The 5441-nt window shown below is 66.3% G+C and carries 5 protein-coding genes; all 5 read left to right on the forward strand.

Annotation, left to right across the window (positions count from 1 at the left end; genetic code table 11):
• Positions 1-40 precede the first annotated feature (40 nt).
• The 5 genes from WFK36_RS07375 to WFK36_RS07395 all read left to right on the forward strand — a co-directional run bounded on the left by WFK36_RS07375 (position 41) and on the right by WFK36_RS07395 (position 5401).
• On the forward strand, positions 41-1045 hold the full coding sequence (locus tag WFK36_RS07375; protein WP_336791114.1) for an ABC transporter substrate-binding protein: 1005 nt from the start codon (positions 41-43) through the stop codon (positions 1043-1045).
• A 47-nt stretch (positions 1046-1092) separates the two neighbouring features.
• The gene (locus WFK36_RS07380; protein WP_336791116.1) at positions 1093-2127 is read left to right on the forward strand and encodes a FecCD family ABC transporter permease; all 1035 of its coding nucleotides are present in this window, start codon (positions 1093-1095) and stop codon (positions 2125-2127) included.
• Positions 2124-3176 carry a FecCD family ABC transporter permease gene (locus WFK36_RS07385; RefSeq protein WP_336791118.1) on the forward strand — a complete coding sequence of 351 codons (1053 nt, stop codon included), beginning with the start codon at positions 2124-2126 and terminating at the stop codon, positions 3174-3176. The genes WFK36_RS07380 and WFK36_RS07385 overlap by 4 nt, the downstream gene beginning before the upstream one ends.
• Positions 3173-4051: an ABC transporter ATP-binding protein gene (locus WFK36_RS07390; RefSeq protein ID WP_336791120.1), complete on the forward strand. Its 879-nt coding sequence runs from the start codon at positions 3173-3175 to the stop codon at positions 4049-4051. The genes WFK36_RS07385 and WFK36_RS07390 overlap by 4 nt, the downstream gene beginning before the upstream one ends.
• A gap of 75 nt (positions 4052-4126) precedes the next feature.
• Positions 4127-5401: a lysine N(6)-hydroxylase/L-ornithine N(5)-oxygenase family protein gene (locus WFK36_RS07395; protein WP_336791122.1), complete on the forward strand. Its 1275-nt coding sequence runs from the start codon at positions 4127-4129 to the stop codon at positions 5399-5401.
• The last annotated feature ends 40 nt before the right edge of the window (positions 5402-5441 follow it).

The following is a 5441-nucleotide window of genomic DNA, read 5'->3' on the forward strand; positions in this document are numbered from 1 at the left end:
CGGCCGGACCGATCACGCCGCACATCGAAGGAAGACCTTTATGAAGCAGACGATCCCGACACACTCGGTCCGCAGGCGATCCCGCCTGACCGCCGTCGTCCTCGCCGCAGTCATCTCGCTCCTCGCCGCCGTCCTCGGAGCGTGCGGCTCCGACGACTCCGGCAGTTCCGCCGGCGGCGAGATCGCGATGGAGAACGCGTTCGGCACCGTCAAGGTCCCCGCGTCGCCCAAGCGGATCCTCGCCGTGTCCGAGGCCGACCTCAACGCTGCTCAGGCACTCGGCGTCACGCCGAGCGTGGTCGCCGAGTACAAGGAGTTCCCGTTCAACACCTGGACCAAGGACGCGCTGAAGAAGGCCGACGCCGACCCTGAGCGCATCTGGACCGGAACCTCGTACGAGATCCGTACCGAAGACGTCGTCAAGGCGCGGCCCGACCTGATCCTGGCGGTCGGCAGCTGGTACATGGACGACACCTACAAGCAGCTGAGCAAGATCGCTCCCGTCGTCACGTTCCCCAAGCCGTTCACCTCGCCGTCGGACGTCGACGCTCCGACGTTCCTGCGCACCGTCGCCAAGGCTCTCGGCAAGGAGAGCGAAGCGGAGAAGGTCATCTCCGACACCGACGCCAAGGCCGCACAGTGGCGCAAGGACAACCCGACGGTCGTCGGCAAGACCGCGGCGCTCGCCGTCCAGTACATCGGCGGAGGCATCACCAACGACTCCGTCGAGCCGTACGTCGCGAACTACCTGAAGATGTTCGGTCTGGTCCCGCCGCCCTCCACCGATCCGGCACAGCCTTCCCTGGAAGACCTGTCGTCGCTCGATCGTGACATCTTGATCCTGAACTTCTACGCCGACCGCAAGGAGATCACCGAGAACTCGGTGTTCAAGAACCTCGCAGTGGTCAGGGACGGCCGGACGATCGAGAACAAGGCGCTCTCGGAGGCCGCAGGCACTCCGACGTACCTGAACATGAACTACGTTCTGGACAATGCGGGCGTGCGTGACGCGCTGACGGCGGCCGCCGGAAAGGTCAAGCGCTGACCGCTGTCGACCACGAGCCGTCCACTGCGGCGGCACCGGATCGTGACGTGCCACAGGGCCTCGTACGATCCAACCGGCTGCGGTCGATCGCGATGTGCCTCGCGATCGCCGCAGTCGTTGCGCTGTTCGTGGTCAGCCTCGGAGTCGGCGTACGCGACATCCCCGTCTCACACGTCGTCGACGCATTGCTTCATGCGGACCGGTCGCCGACAAACCCGAACCTCGATGAGGTCAACGTCCTGTGGGATCAGCGGATCCCGCGTGGACTCCTCGCGGTCCTCGTCGGCGCCGCGCTGGCGATGTCGGGTGCGATCATTCAGGCGATGACCCGCAATCCGCTCGCCGATCCGGGCATCCTCGGCGTCAACGCGGGCTCGGCGTTCGCCATCGTCGTAGCCGTGTCGGTGTTCGGCATCGGCAGTTACTGGGGCTATGTGTGGTTCGCCCTCATCGGCGCCGCGGTCGCCGCGGTGATCGTGTATGCCCTCGCGAACAGCGGACGTGCGGGAGCGACACCGGTGCGCCTCGCGTTGTCCGGCGTCGCGCTCGCCGCGTTCCTCGGAGGCGTGACCCAGGGCATGGTGCTCATCGACTCGGCGGCCTTCACGACCATGAGGTTCTGGCAGGCGGGCTCGATCACCAACCGCGGATTCGGCGTGGTGGCGGGGATGGCCGCGTTCGTGTTGGTCGGCGCCGTCGTCGCGGTGCTGGTGGCGCGTGCGCTGAACGCGGTGGCTCTCGGCGACGACATGGCTGTTGCGCTCGGCGTGCCGTTGACGCGTGTCCGCGTCCTCGGAGTGGCCGCGGTGACACTGATGTGCGGCGCCGCGACCGCTGCGGCGGGCCCCATCGGGTTCGTCGGTCTGATGATCCCGCACGTGGTGCGCTGGATCGTCGGCCCCGATCAGCGGTGGATCCTGCCGTTCAGCCTCGTCGGCGGCGCCATCCTGGTCGTGTGCGCCGACATGCTCGGTCGGGTGACCCTCGGCGACGAGGAGATCCCGGCAGGCATCATCACCGCCTTCATCGGCGCGCCGGTGCTCATCGCCCTCGCTCGACGCAGAACGGCGAGCGAACTGTGAGCGGGACGAAAGGCGTCGACTACGGGCGCCGAGTGATCCCGGTCCGAGGGCCGGGTGGACTGTCGTTGCGGGTGGACGTTCGAGTGCTCGCCTCGGTCACGCTGCTCATCGTCGCCTCGGCGACGGCCGCGGTCGTCGCGTTCACCGTCGGTCCGATCGCGGTCCCGTTGACGACAGTGTTCGACGTCATTCTCGGCCGCGCCGACTCCTACGACGTCCTCATCGTCGACGAGATCCGGGCGCCGCGCATCGTGATGGCGTTGATCGTCGGATCCGTCCTCGGTGTGAGCGGCGCGATATTCCAGTCCTTGACCCGCAACTCGCTCGGCAGTCCCGACGTGATCGGCTTCGACTCCGGCGCCTACCTGGGCGTGGTGGTCGCGACGCTGTACGTCGGCGGATCGTACGACCTCAAAGTGGTCGGCGCGTTGATCGGCGGCTTCGGAACCGCAGCCGTGGTGTACCTGCTCGCGTTTCGAGGGGGAGTCCAGGGCTTCCGTCTGATCATCGTCGGAATCGGAGTCAGCTTCATGCTGTCGTCGGTGACGGCGTGGCTGCTGCTGTACCGGCGCGCCGAAGTGGCGATGGCGTTGCAACGGTGGGGGATGGGGACCCTCGACGGCTCCGACTGGGGCGCGGTGAACGCGTCTCTCGTGTTCCTTCCGTTCGCGGCGATCGCGATCGGATGGGTGGCATGGCGCATGCCGGTCCTGGAGATGGGCGACGACACGGCGAAAGCGCTCGGTGTCGGCGTCGAGCGCACCCGGATCGGCATGTTGGCGACCGGTACCGCACTCAGCGCGTTCGGTGTGGCCGTCACCGGTCCGATCGCGTTCATCGCCCTCGCCGCACCTCAGATCGCTCGGCGGATCACCCGCACCGGCACGGTCGGGATGGTCTCATCGGCGGCGGTCGGCGCATTCCTGGTGAGCGTGTGCGACATCGTCACGCAACTCCTTCCGCAGCCGGTTCCCGTCGGCGTGGTGACGGTGTCGGTCGGCGGACTCTATTTCATGTGGCTTCTGTTCCGAGAGGGGACCAGGCGATGACAGACGACAAAGGTGCGGGGACGGACGACAAGGGCACGGGTGAGGGCTCTCGCCTCCGGGCCGACGGACTGTCCACCGGCTACGACAAGACGATCATCAGTTCCGATCTCACCGTCGCGATCCCGGACGGGGTGGTGACGGCGATCGTCGGTCCGAACGCCTGCGGAAAGTCGACGCTGCTGAGGTCGTTGTCTAGGCTGCTCGCGCCGAAGGGCGGCCGGGTGATCCTCGACGGCGAGAGCATCAACTCGTACCCGTCGAAGGAGGTCGCGCGCAGGCTCGGCCTGCTTCCGCAGCATTCGACGGCTCCGGACGGAATCAGGGTCGTCGACCTGGTCTCGCGCGGGCGGTATCCGCATCAGAGCCTCATCAAACAGTGGACCGAACGTGATGAGGCGGCCGTCGTCACGGCGATGGGGGCCACCGGTGTCGGGGACCTCGCCGGACGAGTCGTCGACGAGTTGTCCGGGGGACAGCGTCAGCGGGTCTGGTTCGCGATGGTGCTCGCACAGGAGACGCCGTTGATCCTGCTCGACGAGCCCACGACGTACTTGGACGTCGCGTACCAGATCGATCTGCTCACGATGTGCAGGCGACTCATGCGAGAGAACGGGCACACCATCGTCGCCGTGCTGCATGACCTTCATCACGCGTGCCGGTTCGCCGACCACATCATCGTGATGAAACAGGGGGCGATCGTCGCCGAGGGGCGGCCCGTCGACATCGTGACCGCAGAGCTCGTGGAGCATGTGTTCGGTTTGCCGTGCCGCATCATCGCCGACCCGGAGACGTTGACGCCCATCGTGATTCCGCTGAGCGAGGAGTCGATCGCTGCTCGCGGGACCCAACTCGAAACACAAACAGAGATAGGTTAGGCTAACCAAAGGCTGAATGAATGAAGTTCAGCCAAACGAAGGAACGACTCTCGAGGGATTGAGGAACACGTGCTCATGCGAACCGACTCGTCAAGCGTGATCGACATCGTGGGCGTCGGATTCGGACCGTCGAATCTGGGCCTGGCGATCGCGATCGAGGAGCACAACCGGGCCGCCAGGCCTGCAGATCGGGTCTCCGCCGTGTTCGTCGAGTCGAAGCAGGCATTCGCATGGCATCCCGGAATGCTTCTGCCGGGCACCACCATGCAGATCTCGTTCCTCAAGGACCTGGTGACGCAGCGCAACACGACCAGCGACTTCTCCTTCCTCAGTTACCTCGCCGACCGGGGCCGGATGGCGCATTTCATCAATCACCAGACGTTCTTCCCGACCCGCCGCGAGTTCCACGACTACCTCGGGTGGGCGGAACGGAAGGTGAACGCCGACGTGCGATACGGCACCCGCGCCGATGCCGTCGGCGAGGCGGACGGCCACCTCGTCGTCGAGGCGACCGGACCCGCCGGACCGATCACCCTGAACGCGCGGAACGTCGTCGTCGCGGGCGGACTGCGCGAGTCGCTCCCCGACGGTGTGTCCTCGTCGAACCGCCAGTTTCACAATCACCGTCTGCTTGATCATCTGGCGGCGCTCCCAGCCGCCACCCACAACCGGTTCCTCGTAGTCGGCGCGGGACAGAGCGCGGCCGAAGTCGTCGAGTACCTCCACGACAACTACCCGTCCGCGCAGGTCCACAACGTTTTCGCCAAGTACGGGTACGTGCCCGCCGACGACAGTCCCTACGCCAACCGGATCTTCGACGCGACAGCAGTCGACGAGTTCTACATGGCCGACAACTCGCAGCGCGAGTCGCTGCTCAACTACCACCGGTCGACGAACTACTCCTGCGTGGACCTGGACCTCATTCGTGAGCTCTACCGCCGCGAGTACGCCGAGCACGTCGACGGCGACCGTCGGCTGTTCATGCGCGGAGCGTCCAAACTCCTCAGTGCAGACGAGGCCGACGACGGCGTGAACGTCGCGATCGAGAACCTCCTCACCGGCGAGACCGAGCACACGAGCGTCGACGCCGTCGTCTACGCGACGGGATTCACCCCGACCGATCTCGGCGGACTCCTCGGCGACCTCGTCGAAGCGGACCAGTTCACCGGCGACGTCGACCGCGACTACCGCGTCGTGACCACCCGCCCCATCGCGGGCGCCGTCTACACGCAGGGCGGGACCGAGCACACTCACGGCCTCACCTCGTCGTTGCTGTCGAACATCGCGATCCGCTCGGGCGAGATCCTGCAGTCTGTGGTGTCCGCGCGCGACCTGTCCCACACCGCCTGACCACAGTCCGTCCAGCCCACGCACCAGGAGTCGATCAACC

The organism is Gordonia malaquae (genome assembly GCF_037148075.1).
In the GTDB taxonomy this organism is placed as follows: Bacteria; Actinomycetota; Actinomycetes; order Mycobacteriales; family Mycobacteriaceae; genus Gordonia; species Gordonia malaquae.

Excerpts from the sequence above, each read along its gene's own strand:
- WFK36_RS07390 (WP_336791120.1), top strand. The coding sequence starts at position 3,173 with ATGACAGACGACAAAGGTGCGGGGACGGACGACAAGGGCACGGGTGAG.
- WFK36_RS07395 (WP_336791122.1), top strand. The coding sequence starts at position 4,127 with ATGCGAACCGACTCGTCAAGCGTGATCGACATCGTGGGCGTCGGATTC.
- WFK36_RS07375 (WP_336791114.1), top strand. The coding sequence starts at position 41 with ATGAAGCAGACGATCCCGACACACTCGGTCCGCAGGCGATCCCGCCTG.